The following is a 19,590-nucleotide window of genomic DNA, read 5'->3' on the forward strand; positions in this document are numbered from 1 at the left end:
CGGCACCCGTGTCCTACCCCGAGGGCAACATCCGAAACTCGCTCCTCCACAGGCCCGCCCAGGACGGGTGTCGTGGAGGCGCGCCACGACCTAGCGTGACTTCGCGTGAGTCCCTTGGCCGACGACGAGATGCCCAGTGGGGAACTGCGGCTGCGCGCACCGCCGACCGTCGCGGAGCCCCAGCAGACCGGCGCCCTGGTCGCGGCATTGCCGATGCTCGGCAGTGTCGGGTCGATCGCCCTGATCGCCTCACTGGGGCAGTACGGCGGCGCGCGCAGCCTGCTCGCGGGAGGGTGCTTCCTCGTGGCGACCCTGGGCTTCCTGCTGGTCCAGCTGGACCGGCAGCGCCACCAGCGGTCCCAGGCGGCACGACGGGCGCGGGAGGACTACCTCGACCATCTGGCCCGGGCTCGCGCGTCGATTCGGGCGGCCGAGCAACAGCAGCGCCTCGTGCTGCATCGGCGATGGCCGGCCCCGAGCGATCTGCCCACACTGGCTCGGAGTAGCTCACGCCTGTGGCGGCGCCAGGCCGACGGCGACGGCGTCCTGGCTGCGCGGATCGGGCTGAGCGATCAACCGCCCGCGATCGAGCTGATCGCTCCCGAGGAGAACAGCGCGGCCGACCCGGTCGCCGCGGTGGCCCTCGATCGACTGGTCGGCGTCCACGGCGTCGTGCCGACACTCCCCACCACTGTCGATCTCGCGGCGACCGACCGCCTGCGGATTCGCGGCGCGACCGGGTCGGCGCGCTCGTTGGCCCGGGCACTGCTCTGCTCGGCCGCGGCAACGCATTCGCCCGAAAACCTGATGGTGGCCGTGTGGTGTGATCCGGAGCGGCTCCGGCACTGGCGATGGCTCCTCTGGCTCCCGCACGCCTGGAGCGCGGTGGCCCGTGACGCCGTCGGCCCGCGGCGGATGGTGGTCACCTCGGCCGACGACCTCGCCACCCTGCTCCCGGCAGGTGGGCTGGCGCCCAGCGCGACGCACGACGAACGGCCTCGGCTGCTCTTGGTCCACGATCGCCAGGAACCGGTGAGCAGACGTTGGACCGAGCGGGCCGGGGTGACGATCGTCGACCTGGCCGACGGCGATCCCAGCGACCTGCACACCGTCGACGGAGGTCCACGTGAGCGGACGGTCGACCTCGACGATGACGCTACGCACGACCCCACCGAGGCGGTTCCGGCCCGGATGTCGACGCGACGAGGTCCGGCGGCGGCCCTGCTGGCCGACCAGTGCGACCTCGCCACGGCCGAGGCCTTCGCCCGACGACTCACCCGCCTCGCAGACCATCGCACAGATGCACGCGCGCCGGACGGGCGTGGCTCTCCCGCCGAGGCGACGGCTGCTCTCCGACTGCTCGCGAACGGCGCCACTTCGACGGATGCCGCGACGGCGTGGAGTGAAGGGACTCCGCCGGCCGACTTCCTGCGGGTGCCGATCGGCGTGGACGACGCGGGCGCCGTCGTACACCTCGACCTGAAGGAGGCCGCGCATCACGGAGTCGGGCCGCATGGTCTGGTGATCGGGGCCACCGGGTCGGGGAAGTCCGAGCTGCTCCGCACCCTCACCCTCGGCCTGGCCGCTCGGCATCCACCGGAGCTGCTCAACCTGGTGCTCGTCGACTTCAAGGGCGGCGCGACCTTCAGCGAGCTCGCCGGCCTCCCGCACGTGTCCGCCTTGATCACCAACCTGGCCGACGAGCTCGCGCTGGTCGACCGGATGGAGGACGCTCTGTCAGGCGAGCTGGTCCGACGCCAGGAGTTGCTGCGATCGGCCGGGGTCGCGTCGGTGGGCGACTACCGGAGCCTGGGTGACCGGCCACCATTGCCGTCACTGCTGGTGGTCATCGACGAGTTCTCCGAGCTGTTGTCGGCTCGACCCGAGTTCACGGACCTGTTCGTGGCCATCGGGCGGCTGGGGCGCTCGCTCGGCCTCCACCTGCTGCTGGCCTCTCAGCGGCTCGAGGAGGGGCGGCTGCGTGGGCTGGAGTCGCACCTGTCGTTTCGGATCGGCCTGCGCACCTTCACCGCCGCCGAGTCACGTGTGGTCCTCGGCATTCCGGACGCCCACGACCTCCCGTCGACCCCGGGAGTGGGCTACCTGCGCTCGGATGCCGGGCCACCCGTGCGATTCCGGGCCGCGTGCGTCTCGACGCCGGCCGAGACGCACGTCGCCGTCCAGGGCATCCTCCCGTTGAGCGTCTGCGAGATTCGTGCGCCGATCTCGGCGTCGACGGCCGAGTCCACGCCGTCCGGGGTCTCGCTGCTCACCCGGGTCGTGGATCGACTCCGCCCGACCGGCCCGCCCGCGCACCGGATCTGGCTGCCGCCTCTCGACGAACCCACCGCCCTGGACATGCTGCTGCCCGGCCTTTCGAAGCCACAGCCGACCACGCTTCGCGTCCCTGTCGGCCTCGTGGACCGACCGCGCGAGCAGCGCCGCGATCCGCTGATCCTCGACCTCGACGGCTCCGCCGGTCACCTGGCCGTCGTCGGTGGTCCGCGCTCCGGCAAGAGCACTCTGCTGCAGACCCTCGCCGCGGGGCTGGCATTGACGGCCACTCCCGTCGAGGTGCAGCTGTTCGTGCTCGACCTCCGCGGCGGCGGTTGGGCGGCGTACGACGCCCTGCCGCACGTCGCCACCGTCGCCCACCGGGGCGACCCCGCCCTCGTCCGTCGGGCGATCGCCGAGCTGACCACGCTCCTCGACCGCAGGGAAGCCCGCTTCCGCGAGCAGCGGATCGACTCGATGCACAGCTATCGCTCACGACGTGCGGCTGGCGACCCGGGGGATGGCTACGGTGACATCTTCGTGATTGTGGACGGCTGGGGAGCGGTTCGGGCCGAGCACACGGATCTCGAGGAGTCGCTGCAGCAGCTGGTCGCGCGCGGACTGGGCTACGGCGTCCACGTGGTCACTGCCGCCGATCGCTGGTCGGACTTCCGCATCGGGGTCCGAGACGCGTTCGGGTCCGTGCTCGAGTTGCGGCTGGGTGAACCGGGTGACTCCGAGATCGACCGGCGGGCGGCGCGGCTGGTGCCGCCGTACCGTCCCGGCCGCGGTCTGGTGGCCGGCCCTGCCCACTTCCTCGCCGCGCTCCCTCGCATCGACGGTGCGGCCGATCCGGACACCCTCGCCGTCGGCATCGACGACCTGGTCGCTCGGGTCGCGGCGAGGTGGCCAGATGCGGCTGCTCCCCGCCTGCGGACGCTGCCCGAGCGGATCGACCTGGCCGAGTGTCGAGCCCGGGCCACCGTCCGCTTCGACGAGAGGCTCCTCGTCGTCGGTGTCACGGAGAGTCGACTCACTCCCGCTGCTGTCGACATCGATGCCGAGCCCCATCTGCTGGTGCTCGGCGATCCGGGTTCCGGCAAGACCACGGCGCTGCGCTGCTACCTCCAGGAGGTCACTCGCAGCCGGCCACCGGATCGGGCGCAGATCCTTCTTGTCGACCAGCGCCGATCCCTGCTCGGTGAGCTGTCCCCCGACCATCTGCTCGACCAGGTGGGCAGCGTCGACCAGGCGGGGCCGGTGCTGGCCGAGTTGGCGAACCACCTCGCGACCCGGCTACCGGGCGCCGACATCACACCCGACCAGCTGCGGGACCGCTCGTGGTGGCGGGGGCCCGAGGTCTTCGTCGTCGTCGACGACTACGACCTGATCGCCCAACCAACCTCGCCGGTCGCGGCGCTGCTGCCGCTGCTCCCCCAGGCCCGCGACGTCGGTCTGCACCTGGTCGTCGCCCGTCGCACCGGTGGCGCCGGGCGGGCGATGTACGAGCCCGTGCTGCAGACGCTCCGCGACCTCGCCTCGCCCGGCCTGCTGTTGGCCGGCTCACCCGACGAGGGGCCCCTCCTCGACGGGGTTCGTCCGGCTCCGGGGCCACCCGGTCGCGGCCGCCTGGTCAGCCGGGGTCGGGGCACCGAGGTCATCCAGGTCGCCTGGACCGATCCGGCCTGGTGAGGTGGCCTGGTGAGGTGCGGCGCCGTACCCGACACCCGTCGGGCAGGTCGCGGGTCAGCGACGGCCGGAGCCGAACATCCCCCGGGCGATCTCGCGGGCGGCGGTGCGCATGAAGTCCTTGAAGGCGCCGGAGTTGACCACGTCGGAGACGATGCCGCCGTCGTCCTTCTTGCCCGAACTGGTCGTGCTCTTGGTCTGGGTCTTCCGCTCCTCGGCCTTCTCGAGCTTCTCCTGACGCAGCTGCTCCTTGAGCTTCGCGTCCTCCTCGGCCTTGCGCGCACCCTCCTCGAGCCGGGCCGCGAGCTTCTCGCGGGCGGAGTCGCGGTCGACCGGAGTGGCGTACGCCGCGTAGCGCGGGCTCGCCTTCACGGTGGCCTCCATCGCCGCGGCATCCGCGGGACCCATCAACGACTCGGGGGCGCGCAGCCGGGTCCACGCGACCGGGGTGGGTGCCCCGCGCTCGTCCATCACGGTGATGACCGCCTCCCCGATGCCCAGTCCGGTGATCACCTTGCCGAGGTCGTCGTAGGCGGAGTTGGGATAGGTGTTGACGGTCGCCTTCAGCGCCTTGGCGTCGTTGGGGGTGTGGGCGCGCAGCGCGTGCTGCACCCGTGACCCGAGCTGGGCCAGCACGTCGTCGGGCACGTCGGTCGGGCTCTGGGTCACGAAGAAGACCCCGACGCCCTTGGACCGGATCAGTCGGACGGTCTGCGCGATCTGGTCGAGGAATGCCTTGGAGGCGTCGCGGAAGAGCAGGTGTGCCTCGTCGAAGAAGAAGACCAGCTTCGGTTGGTCGACGTCACCGACCTCGGGCAGCTCGTGGAACAGGTCGGCCAGCAGCCACATCAAGAAGGTCGAGAAGAGCGCCGGTCGGTCCTGCAGGTTCGGCAGCTCGACCAGGCTGATCAGGCCCTTGCCGTCGGGCGTGGTCTGGAGGAAGTCGGAGGTCTCGAACTCCGGCTCGCCGAAGAACGCATCGGCGCCTTGGCCGGAGAATGCGATCAGCTGCCGCAAGATCACCCCGGCGGTGGCGCTGGACAGCCCCCCGAGCGACTTCAGGTCGGCCTTGCCCTCCTCGGAGGTCAGGTAGGCCACCACGGCCCGCAGGTCCTGCAGATCCAGCAACGGCAACCCCGCCTTGTCGGCGTAGTGGAAGATCAGGCCGAGACTGGACTCCTGGGTGTCGTTGAGGTCGAGGACCTTCGACAGCAGCATCGGGCCGAAGGCGCTCATCGTGACCCGCAGGGGGATGCCGGCGCCCTGGCCGCCGAGTGCGTAGTACTCCACCGGGAACCCGGTCGCCTGCCACTGCTGACCCACCGACGCGGCGCGCTGGGTGATCTTCTCGCTCTCCTCACCGGGTGTGGAGAGCCCGGAGAGGTCGCCCTTGATGTCTGCGGCGAAGACCGGCACGCCGTTGGCACAGAGCTGTTCGGCGAGCAGCTGCAGCGTCTTGGTCTTGCCGGTGCCGGTGGCGCCGGCGACCAGTCCGTGCCGGTTGACCATGCCGAGCGGGATCTTGATGTGGACGTCGGTCAGCGCGTCCGGCCCCACCATCAGGCCACCGAGCTCGAGCGCCGCACCCTCGAAGGCGTAACCGGGCGCCACCGCTGCCGCGATCGGATCCCGAGGGGGTACGGCGGTCTCGGCCGACGCAGCCTCCCCCTCGGCCGAGCTCTCGTCCGTTGGGGACCCGTCGGTTGGGGCCTCGTCGGCTGGTGCCTCGTCCGTTGGGACCTCGTCGGTCGGGGTCTCGTCGGTCGAGGCTGTCGGGTCCACTGGCCCTTCCGGCGCGGCCTCTTCGGTCACAGCGGGCTCGGCGGGCGTCGTGGGGTCGGGCGTCTGCGTCATGGCCGAAGCGTAACCAGATTGGCCGCCGATAGACTCCGGCCGTGATCTTCAAGCGCATCGGCGTGGGGCGCCCCTACCCGGACCACGGGTTGTCCTCGCGCGCATGGGCGAAGATCCCACCGCGTCAGATCCGCCTCGACCAGCTGGTGACCACGCAGGAGACCCTGCACCTGGGCACCCTGTTGGCCGAGGACTCGACGTTCTACGGCGACCTGTTCGCGCACGTGGTGGAGTGGCGGGGGGACTACTACCTCGAGACCGGGGTGCACCGGGCCCTACGGGCCGCGTTGCAGCAGCGACACGTGCTGCATGCCCGGGTCTATAGCGCGGAGGACTGATGCCGGATCATCTCAAGCACGGCCTGACCTTGGCCGGCCTGATCGCCTTGGTCGCTGTCGGGGCACTCTGGGGTTGGGGGGCGCTCACCAAGCCCTTTCCCAAGCTGTCCGGCAGTGACCAGACCTCGCCCTGCGTCGAGGTGGCGGTGTCCGAGGGAGACAAGGTTCGCCCCAGCCAGGTCTGGGTGAGTGTGCTCAATGCCAGCGATCGGGTCGGCCTCGCCAGCGTGACACTGGACAAACTCGTCGAGCGGGGCTTCGGCAAGGGCGACACCGGCAACGCGCCCAACGATGCGAAGGTCCGCCTGGCCGAGGTCTGGACCGCGGACGTGTCCAACCCGGCCGCACAGCTCGTGCGCAGCCAGTTCGGAGCGGTCCGGATCGTGGCGCACCCCGAGCTGGGCTCACGGGTCGTGGTCGTGGTGGGCAAACAGTTCCAGGACCTGAAGAAGGGCCGGGACTTCGTAGCCGCCCGCGGCGACGCCACGATCTGCAGCCCGCGCGACACGGGGGTGTAGTCCCGGGACGCTGTCCCTGGGGTGCTGGTCGCCTCTGCTGGCTCTGACCCATCTCCCGCGGTCCTATGGTGGCTGAGGACCCGGAATACGAGGCACTTTGCCACCACAAGACCGCGGAAGACGCACGAAGACCGCGGCAGACGGGCTCTAGCCCTCCTCGTCTCCGCGGACGTTGCCACGCCAGCCGGCGAGGCGACCGCCGGTGGAGACGATCCGGAGCCGCTCCTCGGTCTTGCCTCGCTCGGAGCGCGGGGTGACCACGAGCAGGTCGTCACCATGCCGGAGCACGGTGCGCCACTCGGGCACGATGGTGTGGCCGTCACGGATGATCATCGACACCGATGCGCCGATGGGCAGCCGGAGCTCGCCCACCTCGACACCATGCAGCCGCGACGCCTTGCTGATGCTCACCTGCAGCAGGTCCGCCGCCACTCGGTCCAGCGGCGCGGCCTCCACCTCGAGACCGCGCGGCTCGGATGGCAGGGTCACCCGCAGCGCTCGGGCCACGGTGCCGAGGGCGGGCGCGGTGAGCAGAGTCAGGGCGACCACGAGCACGAACACCAGGTCGAAGAGCCGCTCGGAGCCCGGGAACCGCGCCGCCAACGGGATCGAGGCCAGCACAACCGGCACGGCACCACGCAGGCCGGCCCACGACACGAAGGCAGCCTCCGGCCAGGACAGCCTTCCGACCACGTTGCTGACCACGACGGACAGGGGTCTGGCGACCAGGGTCAACACCACCGACACGATCAGCGCCTGGCCGATGATCTGCGCGTCGATCCGGCCTGGGGAGGACAGCATGCCGAGCATGACGAACAGGCCGATCTGTGCCATCCAGGCGATGCCCTCGGCGAAGGACCGGATCGCCGGTCCGTGGGGAAGGTGAGTGTTGCCCAGCACCAGGGCGGTCAGATAGATCGCGGCGAATCCGGAGAGATGCAGCGCGGCCGTGCCGGCGTACGACAGCATCGAGAGGGCGAGCACCGCGATCGGATAGAGACCGGACGCCGGCAGGGCGGCGCGACGCATCAGCCAGGCACCGCCGAAGCCGACCAGCAACCCGAGTGCGCCACCACCGATCAGCTCCACGGCCATCAGTCCACCGATCCCGATGAAGCCGTGCTGGTCCAACGCTCCGCTGGAGATCAAGGTGACCAGGACGACCGTGGGTGCGTCGTTGAGACCGGACTCCGCCTCGAGGGTCGAGGAGAGCCGAGCCGGGAGCGGGACCTTGCGCAGCACCGAGAACACCGCGGCAGCATCGGTCGGCGAGGTCACCGCGCCGAGCAGGACGGCCAGCTGCCATGGCATGCCCAGCAGGAAATGTCCGGCCGCGGCGATCACCAGCACCGACACGCCCACCCCGACCGTGGCGAGGGTCAGCCCGAACAGCAGCGAGGGCCGCATCCGCTTCCAGGAGGTCGTCAGACCACCCTCGGCCAGGATCAGCGCGAGGGCGGCGAAGCCGAGGCTGTGCGCCAGGTCGGCGTTGTCGAACGGGAAGCCGAGCACCGATTCCCCGAGCACGACGCCGATGAGGAGGTAGATGAGCAGGCTGGGGAGGCCGGCGCGTGAGGTCCATCGCACGGCGACCACGGCCAGCAGAGTCACAGCGGACCCCGTCAGCAGAAAGTCGTCGAGCTGGCTCGCGTCGAGTCGCACCCTAGGGTCCCTCCGGCTCGGCGGACGTTGGCGGCCATCGTATCGAGCGACGGGACCGGCGTGCCTCGGCCTGGTGTCTGGTGGACGCTGACTCCGGTCCAGGTGGTCGGTACGGCGCCCCGGGCGGCGGTCCGGGGCCGTCACAATGTGCTCATGGACCGCCTTGCCGTCGCCACTCGCGCCAACGTGCCGCCGTTCCATGTCATGGATGTGCTGGCCCGCGCGGCAGAGCGGCAACGCACCCATGGCGACCTGGTGAACCTCGCCGCCGGCCAACCGATGACCGGCGCACCCAGGGCGGTGCGCGAGGAGGCGATCCGACTCCTGGGCACCGGCGAAGCGCTCGGCTACTCGGTCGCCGTCGGGATCCCGGACCTGCGGGAGGCGATCGCCGCGCACCACCACCGGATGCACGGGCTCGACGTCGACGCCGAGGACGTCGTCGTCACCACCGGCTCCTCCGGCGGCTTCCTGCTGGCCTTCCTGGCTGCCTTCGAGGCCGGCGACCGGGTCGCGATGGCACGTCCGGGCTATCCCTGCTATCGCAACGTGCTGACCGCTTTGGGCTGCGAGGTGGTGGAGATCCCGACCGGACCGGACACCAGGTTCCAACCCACGGTCGACCAGGTGTCCACGATCGCGAACCTGCGCGGCCTGGTCGTCGCTTCCCCGGCCAACCCGACCGGGACCATGCTGCTGCCCGACGAGCTGGCGGCGCTCGCCCGCTGGTGCGAGGACAACGGGGTGCAGCTGATCTCCGACGAGATCTACCACGGCATCGAGTACGCCCCGCTGGACGGGCACCCGCCGCTGGCCCGGTCGGCGTGGGAGACCTCGCGGGAGGCCGTGGTGTTCTCGTCGTTCTCGAAGTACTTCTCGATGACCGGCTGGCGGATCGGCTGGATGCTGGTGCCGGAGCGGCTGCGCCGGGCCGTCGACATCCTGACCGGCAACTTCACCATCTGCCCACCGACCCTGGCCCAGCGGGCGAGCCTGGCCGCCTTCACCGACGGGTCCTATGCCGAGCTGGACGGGCACGTCGTGCGGTATGCCGGCAACCGCGCCCTGCTGCTCGACGAACTGCCCGGGCTCGGGCTGGACCGGCTGGCGCCGGCCGACGGCGCGTTCTATGTGTACGCCGACATCGGCCACCTCACCGACGACTCACTGGCCTGGACCCGCTGGCTGCTCGACACGACGGGGGTGGCGATCACCCCGGGCGTGGACTTCGACACCGTCGACGGACAGCGGTTCGTCAGGATCAGCTTCGCGGGTGCCACCGCGGACGTGCGGGAGTGCCTGACCCGGCTGTCCACAGTCCTGGCAAGCTGAGGTTTCACCCCGGCCCGGCCGGGGCATCCTCCCCACGTGCGTCCCCTCCGGGACGCGGATCGGGGGAGGCGATGTATGGCGATCCCAGGGCCATCCGCAGGCTGGCCACCCAACTGCGCGAGCAGGGTGACGACATCCGTGCCGACGCGGACCGGCTCGTCGCCGAGGCGGAGCAGGTCGCCTGGCAGGGTTGGGCGGCGGACGCGATGAGAGCACACGTGGACCGGCGCGCCGCGGGCCTGCGGCAGACCGCTCGGGCACACGACGAGGCGGCCACGGCGCTCGACCGGCACGCCGACGAGGTGGAGCGTCTCCAGGCGCTGATCGCGGCCATCGAGCGCCGGGCCCACCGGCTCATCGCGGGTGCGCGTGAACGCCTCGCCGACCTCGGTCGCCGTGTCCTCGAGGGCGTCACCGGTCTCAGCCCCGATCCGGTCGACGAGCTCCTCGACAGGTTCGTCCCACCACCGCCCGGCTCCCGCGCTTGGTTGTCGGTCGACCTTCCCGGCCTCGGCAGGTGACCGGGTGACCGTCTCCGAGGCCACGACCATCCTGAAGCCGGTCCTGCAGGACGCCTTCACCCCAGCCGGCTTGCCCCACCGCTTCTCCCTCTCGCGAGCGGCTCTGGAGCAGCTCGCCGAGCGGTTGTCCGTGCCGCTGCCCTGGGATCCGGTGGGATCTCGACCATCGCTGGCCGACCGGCTCAGCAGTCGACGGCAGCAGAGGAGCTCGGCCACCACGGCGGACGTGGTCGCCGAGCTGACCAGTGCCGCGCTCCTGGTCGACGGGCAGGTGCCTGCCGAGGTCGCCCGCGCACTGCGCCGCTTCGCGGAGCCGGGCTTGACCACCACCATGACGTTGTCGATGCGTCGGGCCGACGGGGTGCCCGCGCAGCTCTCCTCGTGGCATCGGCTGGTCGGCAGCGACGTCACCTCGATCAGCGCCTCGGCAACCGGCTGCGAGCTGGCCTGGTGCCACCTCGCCTGGTGGCCGCACCAGCTGACCACCTTCGCGGCAGCTGGCGCCCGCACCGAGTGCGCCTCTGGTCGGGAGGCGCAGGTCGAGCCGACAGCCAGCCTCGAGTGGCCGATGGAGCTGCTGACCACCGCGCTCACGGCGCTCGGCGCCGGGCGCGACGATCTGGTCCCGGAGCTGATCCGCCTCGCCGACGGCCCTGTCACGGCCAGCGGTCGCGAGCTTCGAGGCCGCAGAGATCCAGCGTCAGCTGAAGCTTCTGCACGAATCACTCTCTGGTCGCCTGCTCGCCCGGGTCGAGGCTCCTGATGCGGGCCACTCTGGACTGCTCAGCTGGCTGCTCCACGGCGACGGATGGCGGGAGATGGTGCCGTTGCGCCGTCGTCGCATCGCGCTGACCCGCGTCGAGCCGGCTGCCCTCGGCCGACGGGTCCTCGCTCTGTGTCGGGAGGTGACGCGATGATCCCGCCATCGCCCGGACCCTCTGCTCCGACGCTGCCGATCGCCGTCCACGGGGGCCCGACCGGCCTCGCCGCCACCTACGCACGCGTCCGCGCCCTCGCGACGTCGTACGACTCCGTGGGCGACCGCCTGCGTCACCGCGCCGGCCTCGGCGCGCGGGCACTGGCCGACGCCGACCTGCTGGAGTCGGCCGTGCTGGCTCCGCTGACGTTCGGGCGGGCGGAGGTCGCCGTCGCGCTGGCGACGACCGGTCCGGATGGCGTGCTCACCGACTCGGTGGGTTGGGAGGCCGATGCGCTGCTGATCCGCGCCGCCGTGCGCGGTCTCGAGGAGGCCGATCAACTGGTGCGGTCGTCACTGGAGTCCTTGGACTACGCGCTGGGCCGGGCGGCCGGCTTCACGCTGGGCACCCTCGTGATCGAGGGTGCCGTGACCGTGCCGGTGTGGCTGCCGCCCGCACTGTTGACCGTGGCCGGTCTGGTCGGGGTCTACCTCCTGCTGCCGCCCTCCCTCCAGCAACGGGTGCGCGACGAGGGCGGTGAGTTGACCGAGGACCTGCGCGACGACATCGCGCACTGGATCGCCGAGCATCCCGACGAGGTGCAGCATCTCGCCAACGGCGCGGGTGGGTTGGTCGACGGCTTCGTCGACGGACTCACCCCCGGCATCCCCAGTGGCAGCTGGCCGATGTCGCCGACCACCGAGGACGCCGCCGGTCTGCTGGCGACCTTCTTCCCCGACGACGGCTCACCCGACGTGTCGGTGCGCCCAGACCTGGGTCGTCCCTCGCCTGCGCCGTCCAGTCTGGCCGAGGTGATCTCCCATCTCGACGAGGTGAACACCTGGTCCGACGACCACCATCTCGGCAACAACGGCACCATCGAGATCCAGAGTTGGGTCGACCTGAGCGGCATCACCCACCACGTCGTCTACCTGCCGGGCACCGACGACCTGGCGACCCTCCCGGGCCATCGGGGCAGCGACGTGCGTGACCTGCCGGCCGACCTGGTGCTGCTCAGCGGCGGCCAGACCACCTACGGCGACGGCATCGTGCAGGCGATGCACGATGCCGGCATCGACCGCGACGACCCCGTCCTGGTCGTCGGCCACTCCGAAGGTGGGATGGAAGGCGTCTGGCTCGCCCACCATGCCCACGACTTCTCCATCACGCAGGTGGTCACCGTCGGATCGCCGGTTGCGACGATGGACCCCGGCCCGACGCCGGTGCTGTCCTTGGAGAACCACGGCGACCTCGTCCCGCTGCTGGACGGCGAGCCCAACCCCGACACGCCGACCCGGGTGACGGTCGAGTTCACCGATCCCGATCCGGCTGGAGCCGCGGGGACGCACGACCTGCACCACTACGTCCGCGGAGCCGCCGCGGTCGACGCCTCCACCGACCCGGCTCTCACCGACCAACTCGACAGCCTCCGCGCTGCTGGCTTCTTGGCCGGTGGTGCCGCTGAGACTCGGTCCCAGGTCTTCCAGATCACCCGCTCCCCCTGACCCCGGAGCCCGACCCTCTAGACCAGGTCGTGCACGAACTCGCCGAGCTGGGCGAGGTTGCGGCACTCGACCATGGGGACGATGGCGGCATACTCGCCGGCGGCGGAGTCGCCGGTGTCCCAGTGCCGTCGGTGCTCGGGGTTGAGCCACCAGGAGTGGCGGGCTGAGCTCGCCAGCTGGCGCAGCGCCGGCAACGCCAGGTCGCTGTAGTTGGAGCGCGCGTCACCGAGGATGAGCAGCGAGGAGCGCGGACCGACGGCGTCGGGATAGTGATCGACGAAGGTGCTGAACGCGCGACCGTAGTTGGTCCGCCCCCACGTCGACGCCTGCGCGGCCGAGGCGGCGAGGTCCGTGAGGACGGCCGCGGCGTCGGCACCGGGGCGGAACCGGTCCGTGACCTCGTGCACCTGGTCGACGAAGGTGAACGCTCGCACCTTGGTGAACTGGTCGCGCAGCGCATAGACCAGCAGCAGCGTGAACTGCGCGAAATTGGCGACCGAGCCACTCACGTCGCAGAGCACCACCAGTTCGGTGCGATGAGGGCGCCGTGGCTTGTGGTGGGTGACGAGGGGCACGCCCCCGCTGGAGATCGAGGCCCGGACGGTGCGCCGGAAGTCCAGCGCCCCGCGGCCCCGCGCATGTCGCTCCTGGGTGAGCCGGGTGGCCAGGCGTCGGGCGAGCGGGTAGATCTCGCGACGCATCCGATCCAGGTCGGTTCGTCGGGCGGTGGTGAAGTCGATCCGGTCGATGGTCGGCCGCACTGTTGCCGCTGTCGCGTGGTCGGGTCCTTTGTCCTCGGCGATCCGGCGGTGCGCGTCCTCCTCGACCATCCTGGTGAAGTCGGCAAGCCGTGCGCGCACCACCCGGCTGGCCTCCTCCTCGGTGCGACCCTCTGCGAGCAGGGCGGCCAGCAGCTGCTCGACGAGCGAGTCTGGCGAGACCCGTTGGAGGGTGGTGTAGGCCGACCACCGCGACAACCCGGGCCCACGGCCCCGCATCGCGCCGAACCGGCCGACCGCGTCCGTCGCCAGCCGACGGAGTTGAGCCTGGTCGTTGGCCGCCAGGGCGTGCTCGAGGTCGGCCCGGAGGGCGGCGAGGGACTCGGGTCCGTCACGCACCACGACCTTGCTCTGGTCACCCGGCGGTTGGTCGGTGGCTGTGGCCCCTCCACCGACCAGTCGTGGGAAGTGCAGGTCGAAGACCGCCTCGAAGGTCGGCCGCTGCGACTGCCTCTTCACCAGGGTCGCGGCGTAGGCGTCTCGCACGACCTCACGATCCGACCAGGTGACAGCACTCAGTGCGGCGACCGCGTCGAGACCTTCGGCGAGCGAGACTGGGAGACCCGCCGACCGCAGCGCCTGCAGGAAGGCGAGGTGCCGATCGAGCAGGCCGCCGGCTGACGTCGTACCCGTCATCACGGTCGACCGGCACTCGGCGGCTCTGCAGCGAGCGAAGCCAGATCCGGCAGCCGCAACTCCCGCACCGCGCGCTCCTGGTCCGAGACGTGCTTGAGCACCACGCCGAGGGTGCGGACCACGGCGGCTTCGTCCAGGGTGCCGATCTGCAGCGCGAGCAAGGTGCGTGCCCAGTCGAGGGACTCGGCGATCGACGGTGCCTTCTTCAGCTCCAGCTCACGCAGCCGGCCGACCATGCTGACCAGCTGCCGGGCCAACGCCTCGTCGAGGTCCGGCACCTGGGCGAGCACGATCGCCCGCTCGCGGTCGGCGTCGGGGTAGTCGAGATGGAGGTAGAGGCAGCGTCGCTTGAGCGCCTCGGACAGCTCCCGGGTCGCGTTGGAGGTGAGCACCACGAACGGACGGCGGGCGGCGGCCACGGTGCCGAGCTCGGGGATGGTGACCTGGAAGTCCGAGAGCACCTCGAGCAGCAGGCCCTCGACCTCGATGTCGGTCTTGTCGACCTCGTCGATGAGCAACACGGTCGGCTCCTCGCGACGGATCGCGGTCAACAGCGGGCGGGTCAGCAAGAACTCGTCGGTGAAGATGTCGTCGTGGGTTTGCTCCCACGACGCCTCGCCGCTGCTGGCCTGGATGCGCAGGAGCTGCTTCTTGTAGTTCCACTCGTAGAGCGCGCGGGCCTCGTCGAGCCCTTCGTAGCACTGCAGCCGCACCAGGTCCGCGCCGGCCGCCGCGGCGACGGCCTTCGCCAGCTCGGTCTTCCCGACACCGGCCGGACCCTCCACCAGAAGCGGCTTCTCGAGGGAACCGGCGAGGTACGCCGTCGTGGCCGCTGGGCCGTCGGCCAGATAGCCGGCGGCGGCGAGCCGATCAGCAGCGTCGGCAGGCGAGGAGAACCAGGTGGCCACCCGGCGAGGATATGTCCCCGACGGCTGTCGACAGGCAGGGCCGGGTCTCCTACCGCGACCCGCTGTTCCGTCGCGGCGGCAAACGGTGCACGATGTGGTTATGAGCGAGCTGACGGTGTTGTCGGAGCAGAAGTGCCTCGAGCTCCTCCGGGGCAGCAGGTACGGCCGGGTGGCGCTGTGTATGCCCGACGGGCCCCAGATCATCCCGGTGAACTTCACCGTGACCGAAGACTCGGTGATCTTCCGGACCACGCCCTACAGCGTCCTCGGCAGCCATGCCTGGCAGACGCGGCTGGCGCTGGAGGTCGACCAGATCGACGAGGAGAGTGAGGCCGGCTGGAGCGTCGTCGTCTTCGGGCCCGGCACTCGCATCGACGCCGGCCACGAGCTGGACGAGATCGTCGAGCACTGGAACCCCCATCCGTGGGCCGCTGGCACCCGCCCGCTCTACGTCCGTCTCCGTTGGGACAGCATCAGCGGTCGCCGTCTCGGCGACCCGACCGACAACCGCCCGCCCACGCAACGGGAGCGCTGACTCCCAGTTTCGCTTGTCACGGGTGGGGGAACACTGCCTCGATGCTTCTCCACGCGCGCCAACGCAGCACGGCGCCGTCCTGACCTGATGGCCGTTGGTCGGGCTGGGTCAGTGTCAACCGGTCGGGCTCGTCAGCCGTCACCATGATGTGCTCAGAGACTCCGCGCCGACCCTCGCCGCCTCGAGGGTGGCCCCGGCGTGTTTGGTGCTGATGATGGCGCTCACCGCTTGCAGCGCCGGTCCAGCCCAGCCCGAGCCGGCCGGTGACTCCTCGATGTCGGGCTCAACACCCGAGCCGATGCTGATGCCCGACCTGGTCGGCCTCCCCGCCTTGGAGGCGGGTGAGATGGTCGGCGAGCTCGACCTCGACTCCGCCTGGGGACGGCCGGTTCCGGTCAGGTGCGGCGTCCGGCCGGGCGTGATTGCCCGACAGCATCCCGAGCCCGGGACCGAGCTGAGCAAGACGACCACGATCCGGGTGCGCACCACGGCGCTTGATCTCGAAGTCTTCAGGGGTCCATGCGAGCCCGAAGACGGGGATCTGGGGCCGCTGCGCGGGCCCGACGCCGCTCTGGCCCGGGACTTCTACAGGTTCGCGGCCGAGCCGGCACCGGCGACCCTCTTCGCCGACGAGGTCTGGGTGGCTCTCGAGGGCGGGCTCGCCTCGACGACCATCGATCGGTCGGCGCTCACCGATCTGGCCGCGTGGAGATTGGACGAGGCGTACGCCGAGAGGGTCGGCCCCTTCTCTGCCCTGGATGTCGTCGCCGCGAGCGGCGGCTACTTCGAGCTCCGCCGCGGTGCCTCTCCCGGCTGTGGCGGCGGGGGTCTCGGCCGGCCGTCGGAGCTGGCCGGACTGCGGACGATCACCCTCACCTCCCCGTCGGACACCACGATGTCTTGCATGGACTGGTGGGGAGTGACGCTCGTGCTCGGCACCAACGATCGGATCCGGGGCGTCGTGCTCCGTCTCGGCTCGCCCTAGTGATCCAGACGCTCTGCGTGCGGGCGTCCACACTCTCGGCATCGCGGAGCTGGCCGCGGCACGCTACGCGGTGTCGATCCGCTGCTCGAAGCTGTCGAGCAGCGACTCCACCTTCCGATAGGTCCCCGAGCTGTAGGCACCGATGCTCCGCTCGACTGCGAGCGCCTCACGCATCGCGTCGAGATAGCGGCGTTGCAGGATCAGGGACTGCTCGAGGGTGTCGGGCTTGGCCTCTCGCGCGCGCCGGACACCCGCGAGCAGGCGCGGCAGGATCTGTTGCTTCATCACCGCGACCAGCTCCGGGTCGACCGGCTCGCCATCGACGGTCTGCTCCTCAAGCGGCCCGAGCTCATCGATCGCCGCTTCGCCGACCTGACGTAGAAGCTCCTCGAACGCGCTCTGCTTCTCCTCTTTGCTCTCGGCGCGGAACTGGAGTCGGGTGATCACCGTCGGGAGCGTGAGGCCGAAGAGCACCAACGTGATCAGAGCAACCAGGAACGCAGCGAGTACGACGGTCGCTCGATGCGGTGTGCCTCCCGGGATCGTCTGCGCGGCGGCCACGGTGACGACGCCACGCATCCCGGCCCAGGCGATCGCGGCATAGCCGCGCATCGTGATCGGCTCGCGCTCCTCGAAGTCGACGTCAGCCTTGCCACGCGCCAGCCGCTGTCGCGCGCCGGCCAGTCTGGACTCCTCGCGCTCATCGGTGGGGGTGAAGGCCTCCAGCTTCTCCTCGAACTGATCGAGGCGCTCCCGCACCTGCTCCCCACGGTTGCCCCGACCCACCAGGTAGATGACTGCCGGCCAAGCCAGACCCAGGAAGCGCAGCCCGATCAGCAGCCCGACGACAATGAGGACCAGGCCCGTGATCTCGCCCGTGTTGGTCTCCACCCGTGCCGCATCGACCAGCTCCGGCAGCTGGTAGCCCATCGCCAAGAAGACGCCGCTCTCCAACACGAAGTTGACCGTCGTCCAGGTGACTGACTGGGTCTGCCGGTCCCGAGCGCTGAACCGGCGGCTGCCCATCGCACCGGTGACCAGACCTGCGACGACGACGGCGAGGACGCCCGAGGCGTGCAGCTCCTCAGCGGGGAAGTAGGCGACGAAGGGCACTGCGAAGGAGATCGTGGTGTTGAGCACCGGATCGTCGAGTCGTTCTCGAAGGCGCACGGTGAGGAGTCCGGCAACGAAGCCCACTCCCGCGGCGCCAACAACGGCCCAGGCGAAGTCGGCGACGGTGTGCCCCAGCGAGAAGTGACTGGCCGCCGCGATGCCCGCGACCGCCGTACGCAACACGACCAGGGCCGAGGCATCGTTGACCAGGCTCTCGCCCTCCAGGACCGCCATCAGCCGTGGTGGCAGCCCGACGCGGCGCCCGATCGCGGTCGCCGCGACCGCATCGGTCGGCGCGACGACGGCGCCCAACGCCACCGCCAGCGCGAAGGAGATGCCTGGGAAGACCCAGTGGACCACGACCCCGATCACCAGCGCCGAGACGATCACCAGCACCACCGAGAGCCAGGTGATCAGGGAGAAGTTGCGGCGGATGTCGATCACCGGGAGGTTCACCGCCGAGGAGTAGAGCAGTGGCGGCAAGACGCCGGCCAGGATCAACTCCGGCTCGACATGGACCGTCGGTGCGCCCGGCAGATAGCTGGCACCGATGCCGAGGCCCACGAGCAGCAGCGGTGCCGCCACACCCGTACGCCGAGCGAAGACCGACGCGGCGATCATGATCGCCAGCGCCGCCCCGGCGATCAGCACGAACTGGTGTTCCACTGCCCGGAGTTTAGTGGTCGCCCGCGTGACGTGTGCGTTCACTTGTTGCAGTCGGTCAGCGGGGAGTGCTCCTCCTTCCCACAGATCCCGAAGAGTCTTGAGATGGCGACAGAGTGGCGCCGGCCGTCAGCGCGGTAGACGAGGTTCAGATTCCTGACGTAGCTCGTCTTGCGGGGGTCGGCTCTCGTCAGTACGACGGCAAGGGCCGTGTTGGGCTCAGTGCCGCAACGTGTGACCTGGCCAGAGCCGTGCTCAAGGTTGAACCCCTTCGGCAGCAGGCCGATCCCGCCCGCTGCGGCCGACCCGTTCTCCATGCCGTCCCAGTCGACGGCCAAGTCCATCGAGACGACGCCTTTGCTCTCCTCGGCCGAGACGCTGTCGAAGGCGACCGGCAGCGAGGGCTCGGAGGAACAGACCCGATCTCGAAGAAGTACTTCTCCGCACGAGAGCCGGCGAAGGCCCCCAGCACCGCAGCCACCACAGCCGCAATCACCCACGTCCGGGCTCTCACATTCTGACCCTATTCACGAATCGTCGGAAGCAGTCGCACAAAGTGAGGGTGGCGCGTCGGCAGGGGCGACGGCGTCCGTGGTCACGGATCACTGTGGCGAACCGGTGACGAGAAAGAACCCCCGGCGAGCGCAAGCCCGCCGAGGGTTCCAACCTTTGTCACTTGGCGGTGGCGGAGGGATTTGAACCCTCGGTGGACTTGCGCCCACAAACGCTTTCGAGGCGTTCTCCTTAGGCCGCTCGGACACGCCACCGCGGACGAGGGTACCGGAGCGGTCGGTCCCCGCCGAAATCCCTCCGAGCGGCGCTCAGGCCGTCGACGACGGCCGGCTACTGGTGCGTACGGTCGGCATATGCGTCGTACACACCAGTAGCCGGGCGCTCACCCGTCGAGCCGGCGCGCTGACCGGCGAAGAACTCCTCCAGCAGCACAGTCGACTCGGCGGCCAGGACCCCGGCGACGACCTCGGGGCGGTGGTTGAGGCGGCGGTCGCGGACCACGTCCCACAGTGAGCCGACCGCGCCCGCCTTGTCGTCGTAAGCACCGAAGACCAGGCGCGCGATCCTGGCCTGGACCAAGGCTCCGGCACACATCGTGCAGGGCTCCAACGTGACCACCAGCGTGCAGCCTTCCAGCCGCCACTCGCCGACCTCCCCAGCGGCGGCACGCAGCGCGACGATCTCGGCATGGCCGGTCGGATCCCGGTCAGCCTCGCGGGTGTTGCGACCGCGGCCGACGATCCGGCCAGTCGGGTCGACGACCACGGCGCCGACGGGCACATCCGTGGTAGCGAGGGCGGCCTGGGCCTCGGCCAGCGCGAGCCGCATGGGCTCCTCCCAGCGCGCTG

16 protein-coding genes and 1 tRNA gene are annotated in these 19,590 nt (G+C 70.6%); 9 read left to right on the forward strand and 8 right to left on the reverse strand.

Annotated elements, in window-relative coordinates:
• Positions 1–105: 105 nt before the first annotated feature.
• On the forward strand, positions 106–3,966 hold the full coding sequence (gene eccCb, locus QM714_RS12150) for a type VII secretion protein EccCb (RefSeq protein WP_415100763.1): 3,861 nt from the start codon (positions 106–108) through the stop codon (positions 3,964–3,966).
• Between the two features lie 54 nt (positions 3,967–4,020).
• Here the strand turns inward: eccCb and QM714_RS12155 are convergent, their stop codons facing one another.
• On the reverse strand, positions 4,021–5,817 hold the full coding sequence (locus QM714_RS12155; protein ID WP_415100765.1) for a helicase HerA-like domain-containing protein: 1,797 nt from the start codon (positions 5,815–5,817) through the stop codon (positions 4,021–4,023).
• Between the two features lie 41 nt (positions 5,818–5,858).
• Here QM714_RS12155 and QM714_RS12160 point away from each other — a divergent pair, with 41 nt between their 5' ends.
• Positions 5,859–6,155, forward strand: a complete 297-nt coding sequence (locus tag QM714_RS12160) for a type II toxin-antitoxin system VapB family antitoxin (RefSeq protein WP_415100767.1) — start codon at positions 5,859–5,861, stop codon at positions 6,153–6,155.
• The gene (locus QM714_RS12165; protein ID WP_415100769.1) at positions 6,155–6,673 is read left to right on the forward strand and encodes a LytR C-terminal domain-containing protein; all 519 of its coding nucleotides are present in this window, start codon (positions 6,155–6,157) and stop codon (positions 6,671–6,673) included. Before QM714_RS12160 ends, QM714_RS12165 begins: the two co-directional genes overlap by 1 nt.
• Before the next feature lie 147 nt (positions 6,674–6,820).
• Here the strand turns inward: QM714_RS12165 and QM714_RS12170 are convergent, their stop codons facing one another.
• Positions 6,821–8,335 (reverse strand): potassium/proton antiporter, encoded by a 1,515-nt coding sequence (locus QM714_RS12170; RefSeq protein WP_415100771.1) that lies wholly within the window; start codon positions 8,333–8,335, stop codon positions 6,821–6,823.
• A gap of 153 nt (positions 8,336–8,488) precedes the next feature.
• Between QM714_RS12170 and QM714_RS12175 the strand changes: the two genes are divergently transcribed.
• From QM714_RS12175 to QM714_RS12190, 4 genes are all read left to right on the forward strand, one after another.
• Positions 8,489–9,667 carry a pyridoxal phosphate-dependent aminotransferase gene (locus tag QM714_RS12175; RefSeq protein WP_415100773.1) on the forward strand — a complete coding sequence of 393 codons (1,179 nt, stop codon included), beginning with the start codon at positions 8,489–8,491 and terminating at the stop codon, positions 9,665–9,667.
• Between the two features lie 71 nt (positions 9,668–9,738).
• Positions 9,739–10,188: a WXG100 family type VII secretion target gene (locus QM714_RS12180; RefSeq protein WP_415100775.1), complete on the forward strand. Its 450-nt coding sequence runs from the start codon at positions 9,739–9,741 to the stop codon at positions 10,186–10,188.
• Positions 10,189–10,192: 4 nt separating this feature from the next.
• A complete protein-coding gene (locus QM714_RS12185) occupies positions 10,193–10,951 on the forward strand; it encodes a hypothetical protein (RefSeq protein ID WP_415100777.1) in 759 nt (252 codons plus the stop codon).
• A gap of 150 nt (positions 10,952–11,101) precedes the next feature.
• Positions 11,102–12,610 (forward strand): hypothetical protein, encoded by a 1,509-nt coding sequence (locus QM714_RS12190; RefSeq protein ID WP_415100779.1) that lies wholly within the window; start codon positions 11,102–11,104, stop codon positions 12,608–12,610.
• Positions 12,611–12,627: 17 nt separating this feature from the next.
• On the opposite strand, the gene QM714_RS12195 is transcribed toward QM714_RS12190, so the two are convergent.
• Positions 12,628–14,025, reverse strand: a complete 1,398-nt coding sequence (locus tag QM714_RS12195; RefSeq protein WP_415100781.1) for a vWA domain-containing protein — start codon at positions 14,023–14,025, stop codon at positions 12,628–12,630.
• Positions 14,025–14,933 (reverse strand): AAA family ATPase, encoded by a 909-nt coding sequence (locus QM714_RS12200; RefSeq protein WP_415100783.1) that lies wholly within the window; start codon positions 14,931–14,933, stop codon positions 14,025–14,027. Before QM714_RS12200 ends, QM714_RS12195 begins: the two co-directional genes overlap by 1 nt.
• Before the next feature lie 100 nt (positions 14,934–15,033).
• On the opposite strand from QM714_RS12200, the gene QM714_RS12205 reads away from it, so the two are divergent.
• Both QM714_RS12205 and QM714_RS12210 read left to right on the forward strand, forming a co-directional pair.
• Positions 15,034–15,468, forward strand: a complete 435-nt coding sequence (locus QM714_RS12205) for a pyridoxamine 5'-phosphate oxidase family protein (RefSeq protein ID WP_415100785.1) — start codon at positions 15,034–15,036, stop codon at positions 15,466–15,468.
• A gap of 214 nt (positions 15,469–15,682) precedes the next feature.
• Positions 15,683–16,453, forward strand: a complete 771-nt coding sequence (locus QM714_RS12210; protein WP_415100787.1) for a PASTA domain-containing protein — start codon at positions 15,683–15,685, stop codon at positions 16,451–16,453.
• Positions 16,454–16,516: 63 nt separating this feature from the next.
• Here QM714_RS12210 and QM714_RS12215 read toward each other — a convergent pair whose 3' ends face one another.
• The 4 genes from QM714_RS12215 to tadA all read right to left on the reverse strand — a co-directional run bounded on the left by QM714_RS12215 (position 16,517) and on the right by tadA (position 19,570).
• Entirely contained in the window at positions 16,517–18,232 is a 1,716-nt protein-coding gene (locus QM714_RS12215; protein WP_415100789.1) for a cation:proton antiporter, read from the reverse strand.
• A gap of 38 nt (positions 18,233–18,270) precedes the next feature.
• Positions 18,271–18,573 carry a hypothetical protein gene (locus QM714_RS12220; RefSeq protein ID WP_415100791.1) on the reverse strand — a complete coding sequence of 101 codons (303 nt, stop codon included), beginning with the start codon at positions 18,571–18,573 and terminating at the stop codon, positions 18,271–18,273.
• A gap of 333 nt (positions 18,574–18,906) precedes the next feature.
• Positions 18,907–18,996: transfer RNA gene (locus QM714_RS12225), tRNA-Ser, on the reverse strand.
• Between the two features lie 76 nt (positions 18,997–19,072).
• Complete coding sequence (gene tadA, locus QM714_RS12230; protein ID WP_415101084.1) at positions 19,073–19,570, reverse strand: tRNA adenosine(34) deaminase TadA; 498 nt, start codon at positions 19,568–19,570, stop codon at positions 19,073–19,075.
• Positions 19,571–19,590: the final 20 nt, after the last annotated feature.

The organism is Nocardioides sp., from assembly GCF_047602075.1.
Classification (GTDB): Bacteria; Actinomycetota; Actinomycetes; order Propionibacteriales; family Nocardioidaceae; genus Nocardioides.